The 25797-nt window shown below is 64.6% G+C and carries 24 protein-coding genes; 8 read left to right on the top strand and 16 right to left on the bottom strand.

Translation table 11 applies throughout. The annotated features are described in order from the left end of the window. Positions 1 to 34: 34 nt before the first annotated feature. The 5 genes from AUL28_RS20745 to AUL28_RS20765 all read right to left on the bottom strand — a co-directional run bounded on the left by AUL28_RS20745 (position 35) and on the right by AUL28_RS20765 (position 6156). Positions 35 to 1645, bottom strand: coding sequence for a copper resistance CopC/CopD family protein (locus AUL28_RS20745; RefSeq protein ID WP_062236597.1), 1611 nt, complete (start codon positions 1643 to 1645; stop codon positions 35 to 37). Between the two features lie 51 nt (positions 1646 to 1696). After that, positions 1697 to 2233, bottom strand: a complete 537-nt coding sequence (locus tag AUL28_RS20750) for a copper chaperone PCu(A)C (protein ID WP_244493589.1) — start codon at positions 2231 to 2233, stop codon at positions 1697 to 1699. An 89-nt stretch (positions 2234 to 2322) separates the two neighbouring features. Further along, positions 2323 to 3690: a PepSY-associated TM helix domain-containing protein gene (locus tag AUL28_RS20755; protein ID WP_062236600.1), complete on the bottom strand. Its 1368-nt coding sequence runs from the start codon at positions 3688 to 3690 to the stop codon at positions 2323 to 2325. A gap of 392 nt (positions 3691 to 4082) precedes the next feature. Next, positions 4083 to 4427, bottom strand: a complete 345-nt coding sequence (locus AUL28_RS20760) for a hypothetical protein (protein WP_156420115.1) — start codon at positions 4425 to 4427, stop codon at positions 4083 to 4085. 145 nt (positions 4428 to 4572) lie between these two features. After that, on the bottom strand, positions 4573 to 6156 hold the full coding sequence (locus AUL28_RS20765; RefSeq protein WP_062236608.1) for a GMC oxidoreductase: 1584 nt from the start codon (positions 6154 to 6156) through the stop codon (positions 4573 to 4575). A gap of 162 nt (positions 6157 to 6318) precedes the next feature. Between AUL28_RS20765 and AUL28_RS20770 the strand changes: the two genes are divergently transcribed. From AUL28_RS20770 to AUL28_RS20790, 5 genes are read left to right on the top strand one after another with little or no spacing between them, the layout of a single operon-like run. Then, on the top strand, positions 6319 to 6807 hold the full coding sequence (locus AUL28_RS20770; protein ID WP_062236611.1) for a DoxX family membrane protein: 489 nt from the start codon (positions 6319 to 6321) through the stop codon (positions 6805 to 6807). After that, on the top strand, positions 6804 to 7250 hold the full coding sequence (locus tag AUL28_RS20775) for a cupin domain-containing protein (RefSeq protein WP_062236614.1): 447 nt from the start codon (positions 6804 to 6806) through the stop codon (positions 7248 to 7250). Before AUL28_RS20770 ends, AUL28_RS20775 begins: the two co-directional genes overlap by 4 nt. A 10-nt stretch (positions 7251 to 7260) precedes the next feature. Beyond that, positions 7261 to 8175 carry an SMP-30/gluconolactonase/LRE family protein gene (locus tag AUL28_RS20780; protein ID WP_062236616.1) on the top strand — a complete coding sequence of 305 codons (915 nt, stop codon included), beginning with the start codon at positions 7261 to 7263 and terminating at the stop codon, positions 8173 to 8175. Then, positions 8172 to 8945, top strand: coding sequence for a VOC family protein (locus AUL28_RS20785; RefSeq protein ID WP_062236617.1), 774 nt, complete (start codon positions 8172 to 8174; stop codon positions 8943 to 8945). The genes AUL28_RS20780 and AUL28_RS20785 overlap by 4 nt, the downstream gene beginning before the upstream one ends. 59 nt (positions 8946 to 9004) lie before the next feature. Then, entirely contained in the window at positions 9005 to 9646 is a 642-nt protein-coding gene (locus AUL28_RS20790) for a hypothetical protein (protein ID WP_062236619.1), read from the top strand. 81 nt (positions 9647 to 9727) lie between these two features. Here AUL28_RS20790 and AUL28_RS20795 read toward each other — a convergent pair whose 3' ends face one another. Together AUL28_RS20795 and AUL28_RS20800 are read right to left on the bottom strand one after the other, a co-directional pair. Then, positions 9728 to 10558 carry an aldo/keto reductase gene (locus tag AUL28_RS20795; RefSeq protein ID WP_062236621.1) on the bottom strand — a complete coding sequence of 277 codons (831 nt, stop codon included), beginning with the start codon at positions 10556 to 10558 and terminating at the stop codon, positions 9728 to 9730. A gap of 119 nt (positions 10559 to 10677) precedes the next feature. After that, a complete protein-coding gene (locus AUL28_RS20800) occupies positions 10678 to 12972 on the bottom strand; it encodes a helicase-related protein (protein WP_192843507.1) in 2295 nt (764 codons plus the stop codon). A 188-nt stretch (positions 12973 to 13160) separates the two neighbouring features. On the opposite strand from AUL28_RS20800, the gene AUL28_RS22875 reads away from it, so the two are divergent. Next, entirely contained in the window at positions 13161 to 13334 is a 174-nt protein-coding gene (locus AUL28_RS22875) for a hypothetical protein (RefSeq protein ID WP_156420116.1), read from the top strand. Between the two features lie 82 nt (positions 13335 to 13416). Then, on the top strand, positions 13417 to 13647 hold the full coding sequence (locus AUL28_RS20805; protein WP_058601057.1) for a hypothetical protein: 231 nt from the start codon (positions 13417 to 13419) through the stop codon (positions 13645 to 13647). A 1-nt stretch (position 13648) separates the two neighbouring features. Here the strand turns inward: AUL28_RS20805 and AUL28_RS20810 are convergent, their stop codons facing one another. The 8 genes from AUL28_RS20810 to AUL28_RS22330 all read right to left on the bottom strand — a co-directional run bounded on the left by AUL28_RS20810 (position 13649) and on the right by AUL28_RS22330 (position 23256). Further along, positions 13649 to 15694: a transglycosylase domain-containing protein gene (locus AUL28_RS20810; protein ID WP_062236625.1), complete on the bottom strand. Its 2046-nt coding sequence runs from the start codon at positions 15692 to 15694 to the stop codon at positions 13649 to 13651. 135 nt (positions 15695 to 15829) lie between these two features. Next, positions 15830 to 16075 carry a hypothetical protein gene (locus AUL28_RS20815; RefSeq protein ID WP_058601055.1) on the bottom strand — a complete coding sequence of 82 codons (246 nt, stop codon included), beginning with the start codon at positions 16073 to 16075 and terminating at the stop codon, positions 15830 to 15832. A gap of 131 nt (positions 16076 to 16206) precedes the next feature. After that, positions 16207 to 16812 (bottom strand): glutathione transferase GstA, encoded by a 606-nt coding sequence (gene gstA / locus AUL28_RS20820; protein ID WP_062236627.1) that lies wholly within the window; start codon positions 16810 to 16812, stop codon positions 16207 to 16209. Positions 16813 to 16992: 180 nt separating this feature from the next. After that, complete coding sequence (locus tag AUL28_RS20825; protein ID WP_062236630.1) at positions 16993 to 17937, bottom strand: substrate-binding domain-containing protein; 945 nt, start codon at positions 17935 to 17937, stop codon at positions 16993 to 16995. 83 nt (positions 17938 to 18020) lie between these two features. Further along, positions 18021 to 19022, bottom strand: a complete 1002-nt coding sequence (locus tag AUL28_RS20830; RefSeq protein ID WP_062236633.1) for an ABC transporter permease — start codon at positions 19020 to 19022, stop codon at positions 18021 to 18023. Then, positions 19019 to 20575, bottom strand: a complete 1557-nt coding sequence (locus AUL28_RS20835; RefSeq protein WP_062236636.1) for a sugar ABC transporter ATP-binding protein — start codon at positions 20573 to 20575, stop codon at positions 19019 to 19021. Before AUL28_RS20835 ends, AUL28_RS20830 begins: the two co-directional genes overlap by 4 nt. A 350-nt stretch (positions 20576 to 20925) precedes the next feature. Continuing rightward, entirely contained in the window at positions 20926 to 21978 is a 1053-nt protein-coding gene (locus AUL28_RS20840; protein WP_062236638.1) for an LLM class flavin-dependent oxidoreductase, read from the bottom strand. Between the two features lie 215 nt (positions 21979 to 22193). Next, positions 22194 to 23256 (bottom strand): IS630 family transposase gene (locus AUL28_RS22330; RefSeq protein WP_244493590.1). Its coding sequence is split into 2 segments (ribosomal slippage): positions 22194 to 22733 and positions 22735 to 23256, totalling 1062 coding nucleotides; the frame shifts between segments, so codons are not numbered across the junction. Positions 23257 to 23841: 585 nt separating this feature from the next. Between AUL28_RS22330 and AUL28_RS20860 the strand changes: the two genes are divergently transcribed. Continuing rightward, the gene (locus tag AUL28_RS20860; protein ID WP_062236650.1) at positions 23842 to 25131 is read left to right on the top strand and encodes an O-antigen ligase family protein; all 1290 of its coding nucleotides are present in this window, start codon (positions 23842 to 23844) and stop codon (positions 25129 to 25131) included. 246 nt (positions 25132 to 25377) lie between these two features. Here the strand turns inward: AUL28_RS20860 and AUL28_RS20865 are convergent, their stop codons facing one another. After that, positions 25378 to 25719 carry a hypothetical protein gene (locus tag AUL28_RS20865; protein ID WP_062236653.1) on the bottom strand — a complete coding sequence of 114 codons (342 nt, stop codon included), beginning with the start codon at positions 25717 to 25719 and terminating at the stop codon, positions 25378 to 25380. Positions 25720 to 25797: the final 78 nt, after the last annotated feature.

The raw sequence follows: 25797 nt of genomic DNA on the forward strand, positions 1-25797 counted from the left end.
CTCTCGGCGCGGCATACGCCGATCAGGCGTCATATCAGGGTTTGAGGCGAAATTCGGTGTCGATGCGGTCGCGCGTTCCATCGCGCGAGTGGACGATGATCTGAAGATGCCAAAGGCCGGATGCGGGGAGAGCGACGGATGCGCTCCAGCTCCCATCGCCTGGCGGCATGGCCTCCGCTTCGATCGGCTCGGCATCGCCTTGCGCGCGCGAGAAGCGAAACGTGACGCCCTGCGGATCCACCGGCCCATAGTCGATCGTCATCAAAAGCGCGCTCACCCGCACCGGCCCTTGGCGACCGGGCGCAACGGCAATGTCGGCCATGATCATGCCCCCCGTGGCATGAAGCGCGATCGGCTCGGCCGCCATTGCCTGCTCGACGCGTGGCGGCGGTGTGAAGCGCCAGACGGCAACGGTGCAAAGGACGAGAATGCCAAGGGCGATTTCGAAGCCGAGCCGGCGGGAGAGAGTGCGGAGCGCCGGCGCGTCGCCTTTGAGGGCCGGCTGTGTCAACCGCCAGCGATTGTCCGCCGCAATCAAAAAGAGGATCAGGACCAGGGCCAGCTTGATGAGAAGCACGCGGCCGTAATCGGTCTGCCAAAGGGCGGAGAGCGTTCCAACCTGCACGGCCGCCAGAAACACGCCTGACGTCAGCAGAACGGCCAGAAGCGGAGCGATCCGCCGCGAAAAGCGCGACAAGGCAATCCGCCGCGCCGCTTCTGGCTGACGCAGGGCCAGGGCGAGCGGAAACAACGCGCCGAGCCAGAGCGCTGCCGATAAGGCATGAAGCGCGACGGCTGGACGCGTCAGAACCTGGGGAGCTGCTGCGGCCGCATGGCCGGTGGACGCCAGCGCGACGCCGCCCGCCATGAGCGCAAGCCCGCTCAGGACCGTGCTGACGCGATGCGGAAGGCGAAGCGTAGAAGCGAGCGCCAGGGCGAAGGACAGAGCTAAGGCCAGCGCTGCGACCCCGAAGCCGGTGCCTAGACCGGCCTGCCAGACGGCAAGGTTCAAGGCGGCGGAAAGGGTCGAGCCCAGCGCATCGAGCCCCTGCGCCAAGACCGCGAGGGGAAGCGCCAGCAGCCCGGCCAGCAAGATGAGATGAAGGAACCGGCGGCCGTCAGGTCGCGCCGCGCCCACGAGATAGGCCCCTGCCGCGCCGCCGACACCGAAAATGAGAGCGATGTAGACAAGAACGCGGGCGCCCCAGACGAGCACCAGCACGAGGAGATCGCGCGCCGGTGGCAGGTCGGGCGTCGGGCTGGCCGCTTCGACGGAAAACGACAGAGAGCCTGTCACAGGGTGCCCGTCTGCGGAAACGACGCGCCAGACGAGCGCGTGGGTGCCCCGGCCGAGCCTCTCGTCGAGTGGTGCCCTGATGTGCGAGCCTGTTTTCATGCTGGAAGGGAGATCGACGCTCGTGCCGTCGGGCCGAACCAGCGTCAGTCGCAGAGCCGCGACCGGCTCGCTGAAGCTCAGCGACAATTCGCTCGGCGCGCTTTGAAGAAGCGCGCCGTCTTCCGGCTCGGCCGACATAAGCCCTGCATGAGCGAAGGCGGCGGACGAGACAGAGAGAACCATGCTCCCCACCAGAAACACGGCGAGGATCAGGCTCCGCAACGCATCGCCAAGTCTGAAATCTCGCATGAGGAGTTCCTGCTGGAGGATACGGCCGGGGGCACCGGCCGCATCGGGGGATCAATGCTGATGCGCTTCGCCTTCACCGGCGCTCGCGCCATGGGACGGGCTCGTCGCGCCCATCTTGTCGACCTGCAATTCGACCTCGACCGAGCCGGCCTTTTCGAACGTGAGCGTCAACGGGATCATCTGCCCCTCCTTGAAGGGCGCCTTCAGGCCCATCAGCATGAGATGGAAGCCGCCCGGCGAAAGCGCGGCCGAACCCTTGGCCGGGATGGCGACGCCGCCCTCGACCTTGCGCATGTTCATGACGCCGTTCTGAATCGACATTTCATGAATCTCGGTTTTTTCCGCCGCCGGCGAACTGGCCGAAACGAGGCGGTCGGGCTCTGCGCCGGAGTTCACCATCACGAAATATCCAGCGCCCGTCTTGGCGCCAGGAGGCGTCGCGCGGCTCCAAGGGTGCTCGACCTCGATCGCGCCGACCTTGAAGCCATGGGCCGCCGCCGGCACCGAGGCCGCCAGCGGTGACAGGCTGAAAAGGGCGAGGCCCAGCACCACGCCGGCAATCCGGCGACCGAATGAAGTCATCGACATGAGGTCCGTCTTTCGAATGCGGAGCTTCGACAGGCTCCTGGAGATAGATGGGGCCGGCAGCAAGGCTGCCCCGGCAGCGTGAAAAGAGCTTAGGCGGCTCGGCTTGGGCGATGGCGTGTGAACATCCAGTCCATCGCCAGCATCACGACCAGCGAGGCGCCGACGAGGGGAAACAGGACACCGCCCACGACCAAAAGCGCGATCAGCCCGCGAAAGACGCGCCGGTCCCTTGGCCGCGGCGGCACGCCGAACGAGCGGCTCGGCCGGCGCTTCCACCACATGATCCCCGCCGAAACCGCGAGCACCACATTGCCGACGCACACGGCCAGCAGGAACAGTTGGTTGGCGAGCCCGAATTCCTGCCCGAGATGGACATTGATGCCCCATTCCAGCCAGCGGCCGAGCGGGCCGTAATCGGCATAGCTCATGTCGACGAGTGGCTGGCCCGTATATTGATCCAGATGGACGACGCGCTGCTGCGAGAGATCGGCGGGATAAACCGAGCCGGTGTAGACGCCCGTCACGCTCGTCGGGATATTGACCGCGAAGCCGCGATGCAGGCCCAGCTGTCCAAAGGTGGAGACGGCCCGGTCGAGGCCAATCGGCGCGTCGTTGGCAGCCGTCATCGACGTGGGGATTTCGGCCTGTTCGAGCGACCAGCTCGTCGGGCCTTCCTGCGCGAGCTTCCGCCCGGACATGGGCACGTCCACCCGCACGCCGGAAGGATAACCGAAGTTCGAGCCGTTGGCCCATTGGTTGACCTTGCCGCCCCAGACCTGCGACCACGGCATTCCGGTGATGGCGAGGAAGACGATGAACCCGCCGACGACGAGCCCGGTCACCGCGTGAAGGTCGCGCCAGAAGACGCGTTTCGCCGGCGTCGCGCGGATGGAGACGACGCCGCCCTTCTGGCCGCGAGGCCACCAGAGAAACAGGCCGGTCGCCACCAGCACGATCGCCCAACCGGCGGCGATCTCGATCAGCCCGCGCGCCACAGGCCCGAAATAGCGTAGGCTGTGGAGATAGCGTACGGTCCACATGACCGTGCCGCGATCAGCCAGGGCGCCCAGAACCTCACCCCGATAGGGATCGACATAAACGGCGGTCTTGCCGCCATCGGGCGTCTTGATCGTCACTTCGGCGGAGGCGTCCGGCGTGACGGGGTCGGTATATTTGACGGCCGTGCCGGGATAGGCGGCGAGCGCTGCATCGACCATGCGGCTCGGCTCGGTGGGAGAGGCTCCCGCCGGCATTTCGACATGCTTCAGATCGGCATGGACGATCCCGTCGATCTCGTTGCGGAAGAGATAAAGCCCGCCCGTGATCGAGAGCGTGATCAGAAACGGCAGGACCAACAGGCCGGCATAGAAATGCCATCGCCAGACGGCGCGGTAGAGATCGGTGATGGTGCCGGTGCGCGGCAGAGCGTTCGCACTTTCGGCTGTGAAATCGGACATTCGGACGGCTCCGAAACGGAGAAAAAAAGGACGAGGTGGGTGGCGCAACGGCCGAAACCGGCGGCCACTATGGGGCGATCGGATGCGGTGGCGCTGCGGGTCGGACGCCGGGCTACGAACGCTTGAGTCGACACGATTGCGTGGAATGCCGGGCTCTTACGGGTCTCGGTCGATCGGGAGCCGTTATGCGCTAACCCGATCCGACACGCTCGAACCCGTACGGTGCCCGCTGGAGGTTGGCCGAACCCCTTCGCTCCATAGGCGAAGTTTCAGCCTGCTCGCATCCTGACGCACGATCGGCGATCTCGCTGACAGGCCAGAGCCCACGTGACGCCGTGATCAGGCGAACACGCTATCCCGCAAGCTGGCGAAGCGCTGGCCGATCCGATCACTCAGGCGAGGCGGGGCGGCCCGCGTGTCTTGCGCGGCGTCTCGACCGCGCCGGAGCCGACATCCTCATAAAGCACGAAGGGCACGCTGAGCACGAGCGGCTGGCGAACGAGGCGCGAAAGGAGGGTAGGCGGCGGAAGTGGGCCGCCGTGCATGGCGCAGCTGGCGGAGCAGCAGGACTTGAGCGGGACATGACCGTGGTCGCGCCCCGAGCCCTTATGGGCGTCCGCGATCTCGCCGGAAAGGCAAAGCACATTGCCGAACTGATCGCGGGGCATCAATTCGGCGGCAGCCGGGGCCGAGAAGCCGAACAGGGCTGCGTGAACAAGGAAAAGGAACGCGATCACGCGCCCCATCCACCGTCCCGAGCCTCTGGTCTTCTGCGCCAAAACCGGCATCCCCGCCAAACCGTGTGCTTGTGGTAGCACGGTCGGCTGGGGATCGAAACGGCTTTCCCGCTGAAACGGACTCCACCGGGGCAGAGTGTCGCTTCTAGCGCAGGCGCGCGGCGATGTGATCGGCGACGCGAAGCGCGTTGGCGATGATGGTCAGCGTTGGATTCACCGCGCCGATCGAGGGAAAGAAGCTCGCGTCGGTGACGTAGAGATTGTCGATCCCATGGGCTCGGCAGTCGAGATCGAGAACGGCCGTCTCCGGGTCTTCGCCGAAGCGCAGCGTGCCGGCCTGATGGGCCGTACCGCCGATGGGCGTGTTCTTGCCGAGATAGAGCTTGCGGTCCATCAAATGGGGATGAATGTCGCCCTTGTCGCAGATCGTGCGCAGCATCTCACGAAGCGCGCGATGGCCCTCCATGTTGGTCTGCGTCAGGTCGAGGTGAACTTGGCCGTTGCGATAGAAGATGCGGTTCTCCGGGCGCGGCAGGTCTTCCGAGGTGAGCCAGAAGTCGATCGAATGGTGCGCAATCCAGTCGAACGGCTTTTCGGGCAGCCATTGGAGGAAGCCCGGCAATCCCTCGGCTTCGATCTGCATCCCGTCGGATTTCCCGACCATCTGGATATGGCCGAGCGGATATTCGAATGGGTTCAGCGGCGACTTGTCATGGGCATGGTAGAAATCGTTCAACCCCAGCGTTTTCTGGAACTCGGTCGGATTGGGCGTGCGCGAGATCGCGAGCACCGTCGCGTTGTTGTGGCGCATATAGTTGCGACCGACTTGGCCCGAGCGGTTGGCTAGGCCATCGGGATGCCGGTCGCTGGCCGAGCGCAGGAACAGAAGCGCCGAGGAGAGCGCGCCGCAGGCGGCCACCACGAGATCACCACGGATGATGTGTCGCTGCCCTTCGATGAGCGTCTCCACACCTGTGATCGACTTGCCGGCCGGGTTGGTCAGCAGTCGCTCGACATAGGCGTTCTTCAGAAGCGTCAGGTTGGGATGGGCCTTCAGAGCGGGATCGACGCAGATAATCTGCGCGTCCGATTTTCCGTTGGTGAGGCTGGGATAGCCGTCGAATGGATCGCAGCGCAGAAGCGGGGAGTGGGGCGTCGCCGCGCCCGTCTCGTCCTGATCTAGAAGCGCGCCCATGGGCAGATGGAAGGGATGCAGTCCTTCCTGCGCCCAGGAATCCGACAAGGCCTGGATGCGGGGCTCGTGGCGGATGGCTTCGTGCTTGTAGGGCTTGGGGCTGGGTGGCTCGGTCGGATCTTCGCCGCGCGCGCCGCGCACCTCGAACAGCTCCTCTGCCGCCTGATAGTAGGGCTCGAAACTATCGTATTTGATCGGCCATTCCGGCGCGATGCCATCGGGGTGACGAACGGCATCGAAGTCCTCGACGCGCAGCCGCAGGAGCACCGCACCGTAAACCTTGGAATTGCCGCCGACGAAATAATGCAGGCCCGGCTTGAAGCTCTCGCCGCTGGATGACGTCCAGGTCTCGTCCGCCTGATAGCGCCCTTTGGCAAAAACCTCCTCCGTGCTCCAGTTCTCGCGCTCACGCTTCAGATAGTCGCCACGCTCGATAAGAAGGATACGCTTGCCGGTCTGGGCGAGTTTCCAGGCCATCGTCCCGCCTCCTGGGCCCGAGCCGATGATGACGACGTCATAGCGATCTTCGATCATGAGGCACTCCTTCTGCGGGTCCTGTGCCGGCTAAAGACCGAAAGCCGCTCGGCGTTCCCGCGTTTTTCCATGAAGGTTTTTTCACGAAAGCCGGCGGGAACGACGGCATCGCGCGGCGCATTTGAGCCAGTAGACACAATAATTGAGACAAGACGCCGCGCCATGCCGATCGACCTGTTTTTCGTCTTCGCAACGCGGCTTTCGCTAATCCTCCTGTTTTTGCCTTTCAGCGCGCTGGATAAGGTTCTGAACTTTTCCGCTGCCGTCGATCAGGCGGGGCAGGCGACCGCCAACCGAAACTTGGCGAAGGCGTTGATCCTTGTGGGTTTCACCGTCGAGCTCCTCATGTCGCTCGGCGTACTCACCGGGATTGCGGATCGGCTCGCGGCCTTCATTCTCGCCGGCTACTGCGCGGTGACGGCCATCCTGTTCAAACAGTTCTGGAAGGCGCCCGACTTCCGCCTGCACGGTCCCTCCAAGGGGCGCGAGACCATGTGGGACTTCCTCAAGAATTTCGCGGTTGCCGGCGGCTTCCTCCTGATCGCCTTCGGGCTTCAGGCGGGCGGGGCGCGGAGCTTTTTCGCGGACCCCCTGTCTTCCACCCATCCTTACTCGATCACCCATTCCTCTTCGCAAGGAGCTGAGTTTTGAGCGACGACAAGCCCAACGTTCCCTATTGGCACCTCTATACCGACGACGAGGGCATCAGCCGCCAGAAGCGTTGCGCGCTCACCCGGTTCGAGCTGAAAAGTATGCAGCCGCCTGCCGCGCCGCAATGGCAGGGCGAGAAGCACCATGACGGGATGACGGTCATGGTCACGGTCCAGCCGGTCGGCTGGGAAGGAACGTGGCACGAGAACCCCTCGCCACAATGGATCATTCCGTTGTCCGGCCGCTGGTATGTCGAGAGCATGGACGGAACGCGCGTGGAAATGGGGCCGGGCGAGATTTCCTTCGGCGAGGATCAGGGCACGCGCGCACGGGAGGGTCGCAAAGGCCATATGTCCGGCACGGTCGGCGACGAGCCCGCCGTGCTCATGGTCGTGCAGTTCGACACGAAGCGCGGGGACACGACGCCGTGCCGCTTCGGCTGAAGGAGGGCGCATGAGCGAGATCGGATTCGAGACGGTCGATCCGCGCTTCGATCGCTACCGCCTTGTCAACGCGCCGGTGGAGAAGCTGGCGGAGGGTTTCCGCTGGATCGAAGGGCTCGTCTGGATGGGAGACTGGAACTGTCTTCTATTCCAGGATCTGCCGCGAGATCGAACCATGATGTGGAGCGAGGCGTCAGGGCTCTCCATCTGGCGCTTTCCGTCCGACCAAGCCAACGGGCAGGCGAGGGATCGCGAAGGGCGCGTCATCTTCTGCTCCAACCGCCTGCGCGCGGTGGCGCGTGTCGAGCATGACGGCCGGGTCAGCGTTCTGGCCGATCGGTTCGAAGGGCGGCGCCTCAACTCGCCCAATGACATCGTGGTCAAAAGCGATGGCTCTATCTGGTTCACCGATCCCGTCTACGGCATTTCCAACGATTACGAGGGCACGCGGCAGACCTCGGAAACCGCGCCGGGCGTCTACCGTCTGGAGCCCGATAGTGGCCGCCTCGATCTCGCGTCCCTTGATTTCTCCGGGCCCAATGGCATCGCCTTTTCGCCCGATGAGCGACGCCTCTATGTGGCCGAGACGGGAGATCAGACGCAGGCATCGCCCACGCAGGTGCTGCGAGTCTTCGACGTCGCGGAGGACGGCCATACGCTGAGCGGGCTGCGCGACTTCGCCAAGGTTTCCCCCGGCTATACGGACGGGATGGCGATCGATGAAGATGGCAATATCTGGTCCAGCGCCGGCGATGGCGTGCATTGCCTGTCGCCCGAAGGCAAATTGCTCGGGCGCATCCACCTTCCCGCCACGGTCTCCAATCTCTGCTTCGGTGGATCGCCGCATTTGAACCGCCTGTTCATCGGCGCGAGCCACACGCTTTACGCCGTGTTCCTCAACCGGCGCGGAGCGCGCTGGCCATGAGCGGCCTCTGCATCGAAGCCATTCGGCTGCTGTGCCGCGACACAGCGGCCACCGCGCGCTTCTATGTCGATACGTTCGGTTGCGAAGAGATCGAGCGTGATCGGCATTTCTGTGCGCTTCGCCTCGGAGCGCAGCGCCTCGAACTCGGGCGGGCATCCGCTCCATCCGGGCATCCGCCCTTGTCGAATGAAACCGCGTTCCAGCATTTCGCCATACCCGTTTCCGACATGGAGGCGGCCATGGCCCGGCTCGAACGCATGGAGGGGTGGACACCCATTTCGACGGATGGACCCGAGCGCCTGCCGGCAGCGTCCGGCGGTGTCACGGCTTTCAAATTCCGCGATCCCGAAGGCCATCCTCTGGAGTTCTTGGAGTTTCCGGGTGGCTGGGAGCAGAGACCCGCAACCGTCAATACCAGCGAGTCTTTTCTCGGGATTGATCATAGCGCTATCACCGTCAGCGACGCGGACGCCTCCATCCGCTTCTATGAGAGCCTTGGCTATCGGCTGAAGGCGCGCCAGCGCAACGAAGGCATCGAGCAAGGGCGACTGGACGGGTTTTCACGTCCAGCGAGTGTTGATGTCGTGACGCTCGAAACGGGGCAGGGTGGAGCACCGCATCTCGAGCTTCTCGCCTATGTCGATCCACCCGCAATTTCGGCTCCGGCAGCCGAAGGCTCGCCCTTCGCGACGCAACTGATCCTGTGCGGCTCGACATCCGCGCATGCGCTCGCGACCGATCCCGACGGGCATCGCTTTTCGAGCCGGTGAAAGATCGCGACCTGCCGTGTGGCCGTGGAAAGATTGCCCACGGCGTTCGTTAAGACATCATGGTCAAGACCAAGAACCCGACGGAACGGAATGCGTTGGTCGCCGAATGGCCGTTTCCGGTCTCCGCGGCGATGGGCTCGGCCGTCCGGGCCGAGGGAATAAAGCGCGAACTGACCGCAAAGCTGCCGTGGATTTTGCGCGATCGTCTGAGCGTCGAGGATGGCGCGATCCGACTGGCCTTCGATGCGGACGAGGCTGAGGCTTTCGAGCGAGCCCGTGAGGCGGTGCAGACGGTACTGGATGGGATCGACACGCTGCCGGTGCTGCCGCGAGAGGTGGACGACATCCTGACCATTCTGCCCCGAGAGCGGCTTCGTTGGACCAAGGATGGACGTCTTTCCAGCGCAGGCACACGGACCGTGAAATTGCGAGGACGTGCGAAAGCCGTCACCTTCCACGTCTTCGACCCACGGCGGATTGAGGATGTTCTGGATCGCGACCTGCCGAGCCTCTGGCGGGAGGAGGATCGAGAAGCCGCCGCAGAAGCCAGACGACGCGCAGCGGCCAAGGCTGCTTTGAAACGCTCCGCCAAAGGCGCGGAAAAGAGCAGCCCTTCCTCGCAGGCGGCACCGAAATCAACCGCAAGCCGGCCTACACTCGAAGGATGGGAGGTCTTTAAAGCCGAAGGGCTTTTGCGCTGACATCGCAGCACAGTCGAAACAGCGGTACGTAAGATAGAGGATCGTCCGCCTTCCAGACGATCCTCCACGCTATGATGTGTCTCAGAAGGTCGCGGTCATCGGATCGGGACCGATGCGCCCGTCGGCCGCGTCGAGCTGCGCGATCGCTTCTATGTCGTCCGCTCCCAGCTGAAAGCCGAACACGTCGATATTCTCCGCGATGCGGCTTGGCGTCACGGATTTCGGAATGACGATCAGGCCGCTGTCGATATGCCAGCGGATGATGATCTGCGCCGGGCTCTTGCCGTGCTTCTCTGCAATGCGCGTGATCACGGGGTCGGTCAGAAGCTGGCCTTGCCCGAGCGGGCTCCAGGATTGGGTCGCGATACCTCGTTCGGCGTGGGCGTGCCGCAGGTCGCGTTGCTGAAAGCGCGGATGAAGCTCGATCTGATTGAGGACCGGAGCGACGCCGGTCTCAGAAATCAGCTGGTCGAGATGCTCCACCGTGAAATTCGACACGCCGATGGAGCGCGCTCGCCCTTCCTCCCGAAGACGGATGAAGGCCTTCCACGTGTCCACGAACAGACCGCGACGCGGCGAAGGCCAATGGATGAGATAGAGATCGACGAAATCGAGCCCGAGGCGAGACAGGCTTTCGTCGAACGCTCGCAAGGTCTGGTCGAAGCCCTGGTTCTCGTTCCAGAGCTTGGTTGTCACGAAAAGCTCGTCGCGTGGAACATCGGCGCCGCGCAGGCCCGCGCCCGTGCCTCTTTCGTTTTCGTAGATGGCGGCCGTATCGACATGGCGATAGCCGACCTTCAAGGCTTCCTGAACTGCGCTGGTCGCCACGTCGTCCGGCACCTGCCAGACGCCGAGACCGACCTGAGGGATGGACCGACCGTCATGGAAGGCGATCGAGCTTTGTTGTGTCATCGGACCATCTCCGAAAGGAATTACATGAAAAGCCCTGCCATGTGCCGGATTGCGGGCGGCAGGGAACATGGCGTCCAATTCGGGCGCTTCCCCGGAAAGTCGAGCAATTGGCGGAAGATTCAATCGTGGTTGGCTGTTGGATGCTTTCCGGCGCTGTCCGAGCCCTTGACCCGATCCCGCTCGCGCCTGCTTTTGCGCGGACGTGACTTGGCCGGCGAGGCGAGCGGTTTGATGGCGGACAGCTTGACGAGGTTCTTTTCGATGGCATCGTTCAACGCGGCGACGCCGTCGCGCACCTCTTCGGCATCCGTATAGACGGTGGGAAAGCGCTGGGCGAGCCAGAGCCAGGCGGTGGCGAGATTGACGCCGTCCTCCAGTCGCTGGAGGTCGCCCGAGCGCAGCGGCGGCTTGGGCGCGGGCTTGCCCGCCGCATGAGCGCGGGCCCAGGTCAGCACCGTGTCCATGAACCAGGGATGGCGCAGCGAGACGGGAACGATCGCGTAGGCGAGACGATCGAGCAGCGGCAGGCGCACCGGGGCCAGTCGGCGCGCCTTCTCGATTTCCTCGTCCATGTCGCCGATCTTCAGATCGGCATGGTCCATGACGATGCGCGAGCGCAGGAAGGTCAGGATCTGCGCGAGATCGTCGGTTTCCAGAAACTCGGCGGCCAGCGCGACGCTTTCCCGGTTCGGCCGCACGAAGGCCCGCCCCACAAGCTCTTTCGGCGGTGTCGTGATCGCGGCGCGAATCTTCTCGACGCCGTATCCGCCGCCACCGATGACGCCGACCCAGCCCTTCTCGAACATGCCGTAGCGGCCGGCACGCCCGCCGATCTGCCGGATTTCGGAATGAAAGAGATTGCGACGCCGCGTGCCGTCGAACTTCTCGATCGCTGCCAGAAACACACGCGACACCGGCAGATTGAGGCCCATGCCAATCGCGTCTGTGGCCACCACCACATCCGCCTCGCCGCGCCGAAAGCGCGCGGCTTCGGCCCGGCGCACCTCGGGGCTGAGCGCGCCATAAACGGTGGCGACCGAGAGGCCGAGCGGCACGATCGCCTCGCGCAGATCATGAACGGCCGCGCGAGAGAAGGCGACGACGGCATCGCCGCGCCGGAGGTCGCGTAGGGTGATCGGCTCGGGCCAGGCGTCCAGCTCGTTCTTGCGTTCGAGCCGGCGCACTTCCAGCGGCTCGCCCAGGACCTTGGCCAGCCGCTCGACCATGGGAATGGCGTCGGGTGAGCCGGTCATGACGACGAGATCGGCCGGCGCACCGAAAAGCGCCTGCGTCCAGGCCCAGCCGCGCTGTTCGTCGGCCAGCATCTGAATTTCGTCGATCACGCAGACATCGACGCGCCGCCCCACATCGATCGTTTCGATCGTGCGGGCGTAATGGGTGAAGTCCTCGCTTTCGTCGCGCTCTTCGCCAGTGATGAGACCGGCGCGCGCGCCGCCCTGCGTCAGCGCCTCGCGGTGTTCGTGCGCGAGCAGTCGAAGCGGCGAGAGAACCTCGGCGGTGGCCGCCTCGATGGCAAAGCGCATGGCCTCGTAGGTCTTGCCGGAATTGGTCGGCCCCGCCAGAAACAGGAGTTTGCGCTCGATCGAACGGGCCAGAGGGAAGAGGTTGGGATATCGATCATAGCCGGACGCCTCTGCAAAGCTCGCGCGGCGTCGGCTTTGCAGGCGCAGCGCGCGCATGGAGCTAAGCAGCTTGTCGAACCACTTGTTCAACGGCGGCTGCAACTCGTCCTCGTCCGGACCTTGCGCGGCGAAGACGAAACGCTCCAGATCGGCCTGCGTGGCGGCGCGCAGTAAAGCGGAGGGGTCGCCGAGGTCGGCCGTGGCCTTCTGGAACTGGGTCGAATAGCGCTCCGCGAGGGCGGTGAGACCAGCCCGTGCCTTGGCCGCCGCTTCGCTGGCCCGTTCGGCCACGAAGGCGACGCTCGGCTCGATCTCGCCATCGCGCAGGAGCTCATCGTCCGCGAGGCGCTGGTGAACGCCCTTGGGCGCGCGCAGGCGCACGAAGGCCATGAGCAGTGTTGGACGCTCGGTCGGAAAGATCGCGGCGAGCACGGGCACTTCGACTTCGAACCCGCCGAAGGAGCCGTCGCGCATCCGGCGCACCCGCACAACCTCCTCGGCGCGCGCCGAGGCGATCCGGCTGATGCGGTCGGCATCGTCCTCGCCCGGGTCCGGTGCGATTGCGCCTTCGGGGATCTGCGTCATCGCCTTGACGCGCCCGGCCGGCACCAGCCTCGCCTTGCGCTTGCCGCTGTCGTCCTTCGATCCGTCGCCGAAGGGCACCTCGAGCGTGCGCACGAGCCCCGCGCCGACGATTTCGAGGCATCGCACGAGCGAATGTCCGGTCAGGCCGGGCAACATCGAGATCGGATAATTGGAAGCTGGCTGCATCGGGAGGTCCATCAGGCGGCGGGCGGTCGATGAGAGGTCACCGGATCATTCCCGGCCTGCATTAGCAGATGCGAATGGTGCGGTGCCAGAACGAACGGGCACCCTGTTCCCATCACGCTTCGGCTTGCGGGCGCTGTCGTGTAGGACGCTCACAGAATGGGAAGCTTCCCACTAGGAAGGATGCTGGGATGACGGACAAGAGCGAACCACCTCGTGGAAGCCAAGAAGAGACGGTGAAGCAGAAGTCTGAGCGCCTGAAGGCCGCTCGTCTGCAGGCGGAGCAAAACAAGGAAGCCCGGATCGAATGGGCCAATCGGAAGGCGGCGGCGCGCCGGAAAGTGCTGGGCGACGGCAAGCCCTGATCGCCGCCGTGGTGGCAGCGACGTCAGGTCGCAAGGTGCTTTCCGGGATTTTCGCGTTGCGCAAAACCCATAGGAGGAAACCATGACGAACGACATCGCCATCCAAGCCCGCCGCCGCGAAATTGCCGCCGAGCATGTGCTCTTTAAGCTGATCGAATATGTCGAGATGCGTCAGCCGGGGCTTCTCGACCATATCGAAGGCAGCCTCAGCCATCTCGGCGACCCCGCCCGCGACGACACCAAGGATGACGAGGCCGTTCGGGAGATCGCCCGGCGCATGATTACCGGCGCGAGGCGCGAGATCGCTTCCTGACCTAAACCTCGCGGACGCTGTCCGGGTCAGGGTCTTCTGCCGGTGGGGTCGGGGCCTTTGACCTGTGACCCGTCAATAAGCCCAACGCCATCGCCAGCAACGCGATGGCGAGCACCATCGTCGCCTTGGCGGCCAGCCAGTTCCATAGGCGCTGCGGGTGCGCCCACCAGCCATAAACGGCCGCACCACCATTCCGCAGGCGGCCGTCTCGCATTCCCGTCCAGTTGCGATCGGGCCAGTAGGCGTCCACCATGCGGCCGAACCGAACCGCCGACAATCCGCCGCCGCTCATCTGGCCGGCACCCGGCGCTTCCCGCCATGCCAGGATCGCGGCCGTCCAGCCGACGGTGGAGCCGACGAACCAGGCATCGCGATCATCGTCGCTGGTGCCGGTCTTGCCCCAGACGGCAGCCGCGTGCTTGCGCCCGCGCGCGGCGGCCGCGCTGCCGCCTGCCGATGTCGGCTGAAACAGTGCCGCGCGCACGGCATTGGCCGTGTCGGGCGCAAGCACCCGACGCCCTTCGTCCGGCTCCTCGAAGGCCAGCAGGCGCCCGCCCGTGCCCGTCGCGGCCACAATCACCTGCGGGCGCAGGAGACGGCCGCCATTGCGGAAGGCCGTATAGGCGAGGGCGACATCCATCGGGTTGGAATGAACGCCGCCGGTCGCGATCAGGAGAGGATTGTCCGGCGCGTGCCAGCCGAAGGCCAGGACGCGCTGCGTCGCCAAACCCGGCTCGCGTGCGGCGATCGATACGAAGGGCCGGTTGCAGGAGTATTTCAGGTAGGTCTCCAGCGTCAGCCCGCTGCGGCAGGCGCCGTTGGGCTCGGCTGGATTGTAGCCCTTCAGCGGCGCTGTGGACCATGTCTTGGGCATGTCGCCCGCGTGCTCGAGAGCCAAGGAATAAAGCAGGGGCTTGGCGATGGAGCCGATCGATCGATTGGCGCGCCAGGCGGGGTTCCAGCTCGACGTGGAATAGGTGCCGCCCGAGATGGCCAGAACCTGCGCCTGCGGCCCCAGCACGACGCCCGCCATCTCGGCATCCTTGGGCGGCTTGGCTGTGGCCTGATCGGCCAGTGCCTGCAATTCGGGATCGAGGGTCAGAAAGATCCGCGTGGCCTCGTTGGTCAGCCCACGTTCGGCGAGTTGAACCGCCGCGAAATCGCGCACGCGGCGGTATTCGATCGGCCTCAGGGTCGCAAGCAGCGTCTCATGCGGCGGGCGAGACAGGGCGCCCTTGCGCAGGACGCGCGTCACCTTGGCCTGCGCCTCTTTTGCTTCGGCCGGCGTCACCAGCCCGAGCGCCAGCATCTTGGCGAGCACGCGGTCGGCGGCGTTGGCTGCGCTCGCAGCCTCGGCCATGTCTTCCTTGAACGGCTGGCGGTTCATCGGTTGCGGCAACATGCCGACAAGCGTCGCCGCTTCCATCGCGTCGAGATCACGCGCGGGCTTGCCGAAATAATAGCGCGCGGCCGGATCGAAGCCGATAATGCCGTTTCCGAGCGGGGCGATGTTCAGATAGATCGTCAGAATCTGGCGCTTGTCGCGCAGGGCTTCGATCGCCAGCGCGACATGCCATTCGCGCAATTTGCGCAGGAGCTTGCCGGGCGCAGCGTAACCAAGCAGCCGTTCGTCGTTCAGGAACAGCGTGCGCGCGACCTGCTGGGTGATCGTGCTGCCTCCGCCGGGAAAACCCGGCAGAAGGGAGCGCAGGACGGCGAGATCATCGACGCCGCGATGGCCGAGAAACCGCTCGTCCTCGCTGGCGACGACCGCCGACAGAAGCGCCTCGGAGAATCCCGTCGGCCCGACCGCGTCCGGGCAGAGAAGACGATCCGTCTTGCCACCCGTTTCGCCGGGTCGGGGCTCGGCTTCGAAGACACTCGTGACCTGACAGGCGTCCAACATGGCATCGAGCTGTCGGACATCCGGCAAACCGGACGACACGACGAGGCCCGCGCCGGGAATGGCGATCAAGAGCAGCGCGCCCAGAAGCGCCAATGACAGAGCGATGGTGATACGGCGGCTGGCAAGCTTGGGGAAACGCAAACGACACTCCTGCGAACCCAGGATGCGGCTCTGCCGATGGGAAGCGTCCGCGCCTGCTCACGGTGATGTCAGATGGAGAGGCGCGGAGGCTTTCGCAACTGTTCTTAGAAGGCCAGGCATACCGTCCGAGCGCGATCAGTTGTCGTTGAACTCAGCCGGCAGGTCGCCGTGACGCCCCAGCAAAATCGGCTCTTCCAGCACTTCGCCAGTATCCGTATCGATGGTCTGCTGAATGGCCACCACACCCGACACGCGGGCGGCGTCGCGCTCTGCCCGGCTGATGGCTTCCTGAGCGGTCTTGAAGTCCATCTGGCGGCCGGCCACGAGGCGTTTGCCCTGCCGTTCGAACTGCTGGACGATGAACAGCGTCTTGGCGGGCATGGCGCATCCGGTCGGGTTGAGGTCGTGAACCGCAACTATCCCGCTTCCGAAGGTGGGCGCAACGGCCAAGTGTCTTGCCATCGCGAAGCATTCCCGGCGGTTCGCGTCGGGGCGAACCGCCGGGATCGATGTCAGGCCAGCCCTTCTTCGCGCAGAGCCTGCTGCACACCGGCGCGTGCGGAAACGGCCGCCTTGAAACGGGCGATATTCGCGAAAGCCGACATGTCGAGCTTCAGCCGGTCGGCCCAGCTCAGCACCGTGAAGGCATAGGCGTCGGGGGCGGTGAAGCTCTCGCCCATCAGATAGGTCTTGCCAGCGAGCGCTTCGTCCAAAAAGGCGAAACGCTTGGCCAGAAGCTCCTTCTGGATGTCCTTGGTCGCATCGGGCGTGTTGGGCTTGAAAAGCGGGCTGAACTGCTTGTGAAGTTCGGTCGCGACGAAGGCGAGCCATTGCTGCGCGCGGTAGCGCTCGACCGTGCCTGCCTGCGGCATCAAGCGCGCTTCCGGCTTCTGGTCCGCCAGATACTGAACGATCACCGAGGCCTCTGTGAGGACGGGGCCTTCTCCGATGTCGAGCGCGGGGACATAGCCGTTCGGATTGACGGCGAAATAGTCCGCGCCATCGTCCAGCTTCTTCTGGATCAGATCGACCGAGATCAGATCGACCGGCAGACCCGCCTCGCAGGCGACGATATGGGGCGCGAGCGAGCAGGCGCCGGGCTTGTAATAGAGCTTCATCCGATCAGTCTCCAATGGGGATCGCTGCGGCTTCATGGCACGAGGCCACGAGCCGCGCAGCTAGGCCGACGGAGACGGATCGTCAACGAGGCGTGGACCGCATGGGCGTTGGATGGACTAGAGGCGGCGAAGGAGCCGCGTTGAAGCCCCTTCGCTTGTCCTGTCAGGTTGTTCGACAGCTCAGAAGGGAGAATCCGGGTAGTAGAATTCCTGGGCGTTGTCCTTCTTCACGAGCGTGGCGTCGAGAATGTATTTCCCGCGCACCGGGTTCTGGTCGAAAAGGCCGGCCGCGGTCAGGTCCATGGCCGTCGCGATCATGGCGGGGGGATAAAGCACGTCCACCGGCACCATCTTGTCGCCGTCCGCCACGCGCTTGATCATGTCCTTCATGCCTGCGCCGCCGACCACGAACTGGATGTCCTTGCGGCCGGACTGCTCGATCGCCTCGAGAATGCCGACCACCATGTCGTCGTCCTGTGCCCAGACCGCGTCGATCTTGGGGTATTTGGCGAGATAGTCCTGCATCACCTTGAAGGCGTCGTCACGCGACCAGTTGCCGAACTGACGGTCGAGGACCTTGATCTTCGATCCGGCGATGCCCTCGTCGAAGCCCTTCTGCCGCTCTTCGTCGATCACGATGGGCAGGCCGCGAATGACCGCGACGTCGCCGCCATCCTTCATCCGATCCTTGATATATTCGCCTGCGACCTTGCCCAGCTCCAGATTGTTGCCGGCGACATAGAGATCCTGAATCGCAGGGTCGGAGAGGGCGCGGTCCACGACGGTGACGAACACGCCGCCGTCCTTGACCTGACGGATCGGATCGGTCAGCTCGTCCGAATTGTGCGGCAGCGTCACCAGCGCGTCGATGCCCTGGGCCGTCAGGTCTTCCAACGCGTTGGCCTGCGCCGCGCCGTCCGGCGAGGTCTTCAAAATGATTTCGAGGCCGGGATAGCGCTCCTTGAGCATCTTGGCTTCACGCTCGGCATGGTAGACCACGCCGCCGGTCCAGCCATGATCGGCGGCCGGGATCGAGACGGCCATGACCTTCTTCTCCTGCGCCAGCGCGACGTGTGCTACGGACAGGGCGGCGAGTGCGGCAAGGCTCGCGACGATGCGTTTCATTGTGGGTCTCCTCCCGATGTCCGGGGCCTTCTCCCGTTTGCGTGCGGCCGGCCCCGGCTTCGCCACGCGCCGAAGTCTTCGCGTCAGCGACGGGCGAGCGAGCGCTGGATCAGCATCGCCACGATGATGATCGCGCCTTGAACCGCGCCGATGAGATATTCGCTGACGAGGCTCGACAGGACCATGATATTGCCCACGAGCTCCAGAATGAGCGCGCCGCAGACCGTGCCCCAGATCCGACCGACGCCGCCGCGCAGCGCCGTGCCGCCGATGACGACGGCCGTGATGGCCTGAAGCTCCCAGAGAAGGCCCGTCGTGGCGGTGGCCGCGCCCAGGCGCGGCACGTAGATGAGCACCGCAATGGCGACGCACAGGCCTTGAATGATGTAGGTGATCGTGCGGACGCGATCGACCTTGATGCCGGAATAGCGCGCCACGTCCTCGCTGGAGCCCACCGCCATCACATGGCGGCCGAATCGCGTGCGATAGAGAACGAAGGCGCCCAGCGCGGCGACAACGAGAATGACGACGACAGGGATCGGCACGCCGAAGAGATTGCCGAAATAGACCGGGCGATAGGCGGCGCGCAGGTCGCGCGAGGCCATGGCGATGGAGCCGCCCTCGGCGAGCCAGATCGTCAAGGCGCGGAAAATGCCCATCGTTCCGAGCGTCACGATGAAGGGCTCGATGCGCCCGAGCGTCACGATCAGCCCGTTCGCCAGCCCGCACAGCGCCCCGACCCCGAGCGCCATGGCCATGGCGAGCGCGATCATCCCCACCGCGCCCTCCACGGGCGCGGCGTTGAGGAAAAGGATCATCGTGCCGGCGACGAAGGCCGCCATGGAGCCGACCGACAGGTCGAGCCCGCCCGCCGAGATGACGAAGGTCGCGCCGATCGCGACGATCGCGATGAAGGCCGAGCGCGTGACGACATTGGTGAGATTGTCGATCCCGAGAAAGTTCGGGTTCAGCAACGCGCCGAAGACGAGCAGCGCGGCCAGCGCGACGAAGGGCGCGACGGCGCGCAGGTCGATCTCGCGGCGCGGCGCGGGAGTCTGTGCCGGCGTGGTGGCGGCGTCGCTCATAGGCTCGTTCCCTCGGCCGCGAGCGCAGCCTCTTCCTCGCCAGCGCCGGTCGCCAGCATCACGATGTCACGCTCGGTCATGGACGCGCCCGAAACCTCACCCGCGATCACGCCCTCGCGCATCACGAGGATGCGGTCGCACAGGCCGATCAGTTCGGGCATTTCGGAGGAGATGACGATGACCGATTTTCCCTCTTCGGCCAGCCGCGCGATGAACCGATAGATCTGTTCCTTGGTGCCGATATCGATGCCACGTGTCGGCTCGTCGATGACGACGATGCGGGGGGCCAGCAGCATCATCTTCGCCAGAAGAAGCTTCTGCTGATTGCCGCCGGACAATTGCCCGGCCAGGAGATCACGCCTTCGCGCGCGAATATCGAACTCGCGGAAGGCCTCGCTCAGCGCTTCTTCCTCCTGAGCCGCGCTGAGAAGTGGGCCGCGCGTGAAGCGATCCAGCGCCGCCAGCGTCAGATTGGTGCGCAGCGACTGCTGGAGGAGGAGCCCTTTGCCCTTTCGATCCTCGCTGAGATAGACGATGCCGGCATCCATGCTGGCGCGCGCATCGCGAAATCGAACGGGACGCCCGTCCAATGTGACGGACCCTTCAGAGGGACGAAGACCGAGCAATCCCTCCAGAAGCTCCGTGCGCCCGGCGCCCACGAGCCCGGCAAATCCGAGAATTTCGCCCTTCTGCAGCGTGAAGCTGGCCGAGCGGACATAGCCGGGCACACGGATGTCCTTGGCCTCGAGAACCGGCGCGCCGGCGGCCGGCGCGATACGATCGGGATACAGCTTCGACACGTCGCGCCCGACCATCAGCCGGGCCATGTCGGCCGGCTCCAGCGTGGCAGCATCCTGGGTGCCGACGAGCCGCCCATCGCGCAGCACCGTCACGCGATCGGCGATTCGCTTCACCTCCGGCAGTCGGTGCGAGATGTAGAGAACGCCGACACCGCGCTCGCGAATCTGTTCGATGACCGCGAGCAGGGCTTCGGTCTCATGCGGCGTCAGCGAAGCGGTCGGTTCGTCGAAGATCACGACGCGATGGGGGACATTGAGCGCGCGGGCGATCTGCACCAGCTGGCGCTGCGCGATGGAAAGCGAGCGTACCGCGACGCGCGGATCGATCGCCGCGCCGAGCCCGGCCAACGCCTCGGCGGCGGAGGCATTCATCGCCCGGTCGTCCAGCACCAGGCCCTTTCGGACTTCCCGTCCGAGATGAATGTTCTGCGCAACGGTGAGATCGGGCGCGAGCAGGATTTCCTGATGAACGAGAACGATGCCGCGCGCTTCGGCTTCCGCCGGGCCACCAAGCCGCACTGGCGCGCCTTCGATCAGAACTCGCCCGGCGCTTGGCTGGAGGTGGCCGGCGAGGACTTTCATGAGCGTGGATTTGCCCGCGCCGTTCTCACCGATAATGGCCTGAACTTCGCCGGGGCGGAGATCGAAGCTGATGTCCTTCAGCACCTCCACCGGGCCGAAGGATTTCGCCAGGCCTTCGACCGCAATGGCTGGGGTGGGCGAACCTGACCGGGACGCAGCGAGCGCGCTCAACAGAACCGCGCTCCGCCAAGCAGCACATGCGTGCTTCCGCGACCGCGCGCAGCGCCGCCGCTCCCCTCCCGAAGCCTTGACATTCACCGTTCCTCCCCGGCGCGAGCGGCCACTCCCATAACCACCCGACAAGCTGCGATGCAGCCGTGAGTTACGTAAATCAGAATTCGACGGGGAAGCAAGTCGTCCCAACGCCATGCACTGGGACTTCGCGGCGTGCAACACGAAGGCTTGATGACGATCAGCCTAAGGCGAACAATTGGCCCGCGATCCCGGCTATCACGCCAGCATGGGACTCGGGGTGAAAGCGAAAGACGCCGAGCGGACCCGGCGTCTTTCGAACGGATGTATCAGGCGGCTTTCGCCTCGGGGCCGGCGGCCGGGCCGCCGCGCCAGCCCAGAGCGGGAGCGACATGTTTCAGGATGCTCTCGATGACGTGAGCATTATAGGCGACGCCCAGCTGGTTCGGCACGGTCAGAAGCAGCGTATCGGCCTCGGCGATCGCCTCGTCGGCTCGCAGCTGCTCGACCAGTCGATCCGGCTCCGCCGCATAGGAGCGCCCGAACACGGCGCGCATATTGTCGATCACGCCGACCTGATCGGCCCCGTCGCCGCGACCGAAATACGCCCGGTCCTGATCGTTCACCAAGGCGAAGATCGAGCGCGACACCGAGACGCGCGGCGTCCTCGCATGACCGGCGTCCTTCCAGGCCTCGCGATAGGCCCGAATCTGCCGCGCCTGCTGGACATGGAAGGGCTCGCCGGTCTCATCGGCCTTGAGGGTCGAGCTTTGCAGGTTCATGCCCTGTTGAGCGGCCCAGACGGCCGTCGCGTCCGAGGCTGAGCCCCACCAGATGCGCTCGCGCAAGCCCTCCGAATGGGGCTCGAGCCGCAGAAGACCGGGCGGATTGGGAAACATCGGGCGCGGGTTCGGCTGGGCGAAGCCTTCGCCCTTCAACAGCTCGAGCAACACTTCAGCATGGCGACGGCCCATATCGGCGTCGCTTTCGCCGGGCGCTGGCTGGAAGCCAAAATGACGCCAGCCATCCACGACCTGCTCAGGCGAGCCCCGGCTGAGGCCAAGCTGTAGGCGCCCGCCCGCAATCAGATCGGCCGAGCCCGCATCCTCCGCCATGTAGAACGGGTTCTCGTAGCGCATGTCGATGACGCCGGTGCCGATCTCGATGCGGCTCGTCTTCGCGCCGACGGCCGCCAGAAGCGGGAAGGGTGAGGCGAGCTGACGTGCGAAATGATGGACCCGGAAATATGCGCCGTCCGCGCCCAGTTCCTCGGCTGCGACCGCGAGATCGATGGACTGAAGCAGCGTGTCGGCGGCCGAGCGGGTGCCCGAATGCGGGGAGGGCGACCAGTGGCCGAATGACAGGAAGCCGAGCTTCTTCATGGGATATTCCTCATCTCGTTGGATCGGGCATGGGAAGCGCCGCTTCAGGAGGTTCCGCCTCGAATGGGCATCCGTTCCCGTCTCGACCCGACCGGTTCGAACTCCAACATACGTTGCCGGGCTCGTGGAGATAATGACCATACCCGGCGATGCAGTGTTCGAAAGACCTGAACGATGCCTGGGCCAGCCCCTCGTCTGATACCAACGAGCGCTGATCAGAACCGATGTGCCCAATCGCGCATTCCGATGGAGATGATTTTCCAGGGTTGCTCGATGAGCTTGTTCCAGGCGTCGCAGCAGTGGGCGACAATGTCGTCGTAGTCGGTGAAGACGCGGTTGGAGAGCCAGTTGTCGCGTAGGAACTGCCAGACGTTCTCCACCGGGTTCAGTTCGGGCGCACGCGGCGGCAGGAAGAGCAGCGTGATGTTGGCAGGCACGACGAGCTTTTGCGTCATGTGCCAGCCGGCGCGGTCCGGGATCAGCACGGCATGGGCGCCGGGATCGACGGCGAGCGAGATCTCCGCCAGGTGCTGGTTCATCGACGCGGTGTCGCAGTAGGGCAGGACGAGACCGGCGCCCTTGCCCTTCTTCGGGCAGACCGCGCCGAGGATGTAGGCCCACATGGTGCGCTGGTCCTGTGGCGCCGACGGCCTCGTGCCGCGCCAGTCCCAGCGGCGGGTGAGCTTGTTCTTCTGCCCTATACGGGCTTCATCGGCCCACCAGAACTCGATGTCGGTGCCCGGCGGGAGCTGTGCGCCTGGATGGCCCCCAGTTCGACGGGGAAGTCTTTTTGAAAGCCGACACCTCGAACTCGTTCTGCGCATAGTGGCGCGGACGCGCCGACAGCTTGGCAAAGCCGAGCGCCTTCAGTTCGCGGCCGACCGTGGTCTCGTCCAAAGAGATGTGGAACTCCTCGAAGATCCACCGCGCAAGATCCTTGCGCCGCCAGCGCACGACGCCGTGGACAGCCGGGATCGGGCCACTCTCGACGATCCTCGCCAAGGCCAGGCGTTGCGCATCGTTCAGCTTGGAAGGACTGCCCGGCGCCTTACCGTTGACGAGCCCGGCTGGACCGCGCTCGTTGAACCGCAGCACCCAGTCACGCACGATCTGAAGCGTCACGCTGCCGATCCGGGCCGCATCGCTGCGCGAGCCGCCCTCGTAGATCGCTGCCAGCGCCAAAAGACGCCGGGCTTGGGCTGCGTCCTTGGTCTCCCGCGCCAGACACCGCAAGCCTCGACCATCAAAGTCGGTCCGAAGCGGAATGGGCCTCGCCATGGCAAACCTCCGTTTGCCACTATCATTCAGATCACAACCCGATTGGGAATCCCATACGAGTCAAATTCGACAACCGTTGGTATAATAAGGCGCGTAACACGAGTGAAGCATCGTACGATGATATTCGTCGGTGTCCTTCCACTCTCGAACCGCTTGCGACGCAGTTTGCACATGCTTAAGCCGCTGATCACGAGGGACACGTTGACTTCTATGTCGCAGTGGAGGGGTTCGATCAGCGCAAAAGCCGACAGGTTGCGGAAGCGTTGGTCCGCAGCTTTGTGCATGACGTGGCTGATCCAGCCATTATCGGTGCGACAAAGCGAAGGATCTCAAGTTCCTGGATGGTCTGATCGACTCCAGCACCGATCAGGTGCGGTTCAGCCTGACCGGCTCAAACACCAGAAAACATGACCCCGCCGCTTTCGACATCGAAAATCAACCATACCGTTCTGGAGTGGATTTGAGTTAGGTGAGTGCAGCCCGTGACGGAGACCGAAGGCCCGCTATGACCATCCGAAAGCCGACGGCATCCCGTTTGAGATTTGGGTCTCGCAACCAACGCGCCAATGAGATTGCACGTCCGGCATGGTGAATGTCCAATACCACTCGATCGACAGTCGCTTCGATCGCACGGCCAGTGCCTTCCTTGAGCGGGGCATCTTCAAGTTTCTGATCGTGTTGTCGATCATTCAATTTAGTGGCGCTTGGTACTGGGGCGGATTCAATGCCGCCTCGGCTTCGCTCGAAGGTCAGCAGACGTTCGGAACTCCGTTCCGATACCTCGTCTGGGGGACCATATCGCTCGCGTCCGGCCTCTGCTTGTTGCGGGAGCCGTATCGCGCGCCGCTGCGCGCGTTCCTGCCTTTCGCACCGTTTCTGGTCATCGGAATCATATCGGGGCTCTTGGGCGACAACCTTCTGATCTCCGTCAGATCCGTCACCTTCTGGCTGCTGATGTTCCTGAGCGCCTTTGTTTCGGCCACTATGCTGACGCCCAGAGCCGTCGCCTTCGTCCTGACACATATATTGTTGCTGATCGTGTTCGCGTCTATCGCGATGTCCGTTCTCAATCCCGCTGTCGGCGTTTCCGCATATGGCGGAGAAATGGTTTGGATCGGCGTTTTCACTCAGAAGAACACGCTCGGCTACTTTGCCATGTCCGCGTTCTTATGTGCTTACGCGTTTCATCCGACTATCGGACGCCTGCGAACAGCGCTTTTGGGCATCGGCGCCGCCGCCTGTCTCGTCATGTCCGGATCGATGGGCGGGTTTTCGATCGCGATCGGTGCAATTGGCTACATGGCGCTGGTGAAGGCGATCCTACGCTCCCGTTTCACCGCGCCGATCGCGTCAACCATCATCATCGCCAGCGTGGCAGCCCTCGTCGCGTTCGTGCTACTTTACTGGGCTGATATCACGCAGTCTCTGGGGCGCGATCCGACCCTGACAGGACGCACTGTGATCTGGTCGGCATACCTGAAGGAAGCCTATAAAAACTGGTTCATAGGCTTGGGGCCAGGCTCCTTCTCGGGTGAATCCAGAACGGTCATGGCACTCTTCTACATGCTGGAAGAGTGGGGCACGATTCGACAGCCTCACAACGCCTATATTCTGGCGTTCGGCGAAGGCGGCGTGCTGGGGCTGACTGCCTACCTATCGGCCTTGGCCTATATGGCCTTCGTCGCTCCATTCCGGCATCGCACGCCCGAATCCGCCATCTGCGCCATGTTTGCCTTCGCGATCCTTCTCGGCAGCATCTCCGAAGGGCGAGGCGTGTTCAGCTCCACGGTCGAAGGGTACCTTCTTCTGGTGTTCCGGACGCTATCCGTTCGTTCCGTCGGCTTGGGCTACATCTACGGCAACAGACGGCTCTGAACTGCCGAGCAGGCCGTGAAGAGATCGCAGCGAGCATTTGCGCTGTATGAGGGTGGGCTCGATACCACCCGTTAATCGGGATCGACTTGTTGCGAGCATGGATGCGGCCGGGACTCGGCGGCGCCGCTGTCGGCGCGGAGCGCCATCGCTGCGGCTTGGCCGCCGGCGGCGCTGAGATAGGTCATCAACCCGCCAAACGCGAGCCCCGGCGCTTCGGCGACATGCCGGGAGAGGGTGGCACCCTCCTCAGGCGACTGGACGCCGCAAAGGCGTCCGAAGGTGCCGCGCTCGGCCAGAGCACGAGAAGGGCTGCGCGTCGCCCAGAAAGGCCGCCGAGAGGCCGTCCAAGATCGCGCTGCTGCCGGGCACGGTGGTCCGGCGCACGCGTCTTGCAAGCGCCACCAGCCGCGCGAACTTCAACGCCCCAAGCATCCGGTCGGTGAGGGGCACGTCCGCGATCTCGGGCGTTTCGCTCGGCAGCGCCTCGACATCCCCGATCTTGCGGCACGTGATCCCGGCAACCTCGGCTGCGATTTGCCCTTTTGCCGCCTTCGAGAGCTTGTGGATCTTGATGGAGGCCGCCGGCAAGCCCTGCCGAGGCCGATGGCCATGTCTCCTCGGGACACTGTGCAGCGCCTTTGCGAGATTGGCCACAACCGTCGGGGT

The organism is Aureimonas sp. N4, assembly GCF_001463925.1.
Lineage (GTDB): Bacteria > Pseudomonadota > Alphaproteobacteria > Rhizobiales > Rhizobiaceae > Aureimonas > Aureimonas ureilytica_A.

Coding starts and splice junctions, on each gene's coding strand:
- AUL28_RS20745 (WP_062236597.1), bottom strand. CDS start 1,645: ATGCGAGATTTCAGACTTGGCGATGCGTTGCGGAGCCTGATCCTCGCC.
- AUL28_RS20750 (WP_244493589.1), bottom strand. CDS start 2,233: ATGTCGATGACTTCATTCGGTCGCCGGATTGCCGGCGTGGTGCTGGGC.
- AUL28_RS20755 (WP_062236600.1), bottom strand. CDS start 3,690: ATGTCCGATTTCACAGCCGAAAGTGCGAACGCTCTGCCGCGCACCGGC.
- AUL28_RS20765 (WP_062236608.1), bottom strand. CDS start 6,156: ATGATCGAAGATCGCTATGACGTCGTCATCATCGGCTCGGGCCCAGGA.
- AUL28_RS20770 (WP_062236611.1), top strand. CDS start 6,319: ATGCCGATCGACCTGTTTTTCGTCTTCGCAACGCGGCTTTCGCTAATC.
- AUL28_RS20780 (WP_062236616.1), top strand. CDS start 7,261: ATGAGCGAGATCGGATTCGAGACGGTCGATCCGCGCTTCGATCGCTAC.
- AUL28_RS20785 (WP_062236617.1), top strand. CDS start 8,172: ATGAGCGGCCTCTGCATCGAAGCCATTCGGCTGCTGTGCCGCGACACA.
- AUL28_RS20790 (WP_062236619.1), top strand. CDS start 9,005: ATGGTCAAGACCAAGAACCCGACGGAACGGAATGCGTTGGTCGCCGAA.
- AUL28_RS20795 (WP_062236621.1), bottom strand. CDS start 10,558: ATGACACAACAAAGCTCGATCGCCTTCCATGACGGTCGGTCCATCCCT.
- AUL28_RS20800 (WP_192843507.1), bottom strand. CDS start 12,972: ATGCAGCCAGCTTCCAATTATCCGATCTCGATGTTGCCCGGCCTGACC.
- AUL28_RS22875 (WP_156420116.1), top strand. CDS start 13,161: ATGACGGACAAGAGCGAACCACCTCGTGGAAGCCAAGAAGAGACGGTG.
- AUL28_RS20805 (WP_058601057.1), top strand. CDS start 13,417: ATGACGAACGACATCGCCATCCAAGCCCGCCGCCGCGAAATTGCCGCC.
- AUL28_RS20815 (WP_058601055.1), bottom strand. CDS start 16,075: ATGCCCGCCAAGACGCTGTTCATCGTCCAGCAGTTCGAACGGCAGGGC.
- gstA (WP_062236627.1), bottom strand. CDS start 16,812: ATGAAGCTCTATTACAAGCCCGGCGCCTGCTCGCTCGCGCCCCATATC.
- AUL28_RS20825 (WP_062236630.1), bottom strand. CDS start 17,937: ATGAAACGCATCGTCGCGAGCCTTGCCGCACTCGCCGCCCTGTCCGTA.
- AUL28_RS20830 (WP_062236633.1), bottom strand. CDS start 19,022: ATGAGCGACGCCGCCACCACGCCGGCACAGACTCCCGCGCCGCGCCGC.
- AUL28_RS20840 (WP_062236638.1), bottom strand. CDS start 21,978: ATGAAGAAGCTCGGCTTCCTGTCATTCGGCCACTGGTCGCCCTCCCCG.
- AUL28_RS20860 (WP_062236650.1), top strand. CDS start 23,842: ATGGTGAATGTCCAATACCACTCGATCGACAGTCGCTTCGATCGCACG.